The following is a 1,158-nucleotide window of genomic DNA, read 5'->3' on the forward strand; positions in this document are numbered from 1 at the left end:
TCAGAAAGCGCGAGCAGCGAATATTCCTGTTTTCATTGATCCTAAAGGTGCGGACTTTGAACGTTACCGCGGTGCAACTCTACTGACACCAAACATGAAAGAGTTTGAAGATGTGGTCGGTAAAGTGAAATCGGATCAAGAGCTGGTAGAGAAAGCTCTGGCACTTGTTGAAGAGTTTGATTTTGAAGCGCTATTGGTAACACGTAGTGAGCACGGTATGACGTTGATTCGTCGTGGCCAAGAGCCATTCCATCTACCAACGCAAGCGAAAGAAGTCTACGACGTAACAGGTGCTGGCGACACGGTGATTTCTGTACTTGCCGCGTCGGTTGCGGCAGGTAAATCCTTCGAAGAAGCGTGTGCACTTGCTAACGCAGCTGCTGGCGTTGTCGTGGGTAAACTGGGTACGTCGACGCTGTCTGAAATTGAATTGGCAGAAGCGGTTCATGGCAGTCAAGATACCGACTTTGGTGTCATCTCAGAAAAAGCACTGATTGAAGCGGTGAAAAAAGCACGCGCTCGTGGCGAGAAAGTCGTCATGACCAATGGCTGTTTTGATATTCTTCACGCTGGTCATGTGTCTTACCTTAACCATGCTGCTGAGCTAGGTGATCGCCTAATTGTCGCAGTAAATACCGATGAGTCTGTAAAGCGTTTAAAAGGCCCTGGTCGTCCAGTAAACCCAACCGATCGCCGTATGGCAGTATTGGCAGGTTTAGGTGCGGTTGACTGGGTTGTACCGTTTAGTGAAGATACGCCACAGCGTCTGATCTCTGAAGTGCTGCCAAGCATGTTAGTGAAAGGCGGTGACTACAAACCAGAAGAGATTGCCGGTGGTAAAGAAGTGATTGCAGCAGGTGGTGAAGTTCGTGTTTTGAACTTTGAAGATGGTTGCTCAACCAGCGAAATCATCAATGCAATTAAAGGCGGCAAAGGCTAAGCCTTACTGCTTTGAACAACACTATCTGAAAGGTCGCTGCAAAGCGGCCTTTTTGTTTTTCTATGCTTGCTGTCCTACGTTACGTTCTGGTATGGCAATGCATTTGCGAGATAATCGCTAGGCGTACAATGTTAGGTAATTTGCATCGAATGATAGACAACAAAAAACGCCAGTTGAAGAATCAACTGGCGTTTTAATTTCATTGTATAACTGAATGT

Annotated in this window: 1 protein-coding gene; it reads left to right on the plus strand. The window is 46.7% G+C overall.

Annotated elements, in window-relative coordinates; translation table 11 throughout:
• Positions 1-940: bifunctional D-glycero-beta-D-manno-heptose-7-phosphate kinase/D-glycero-beta-D-manno-heptose 1-phosphate adenylyltransferase HldE (gene hldE / locus R7Q11_RS24905; protein ID WP_225466848.1), on the plus strand; the 940-nt coding region annotated here is incomplete at its 5' end.
• Positions 941-1,158: the final 218 nt, after the last annotated feature.

Source organism: Vibrio sp. 970 (genome assembly GCF_033339075.1).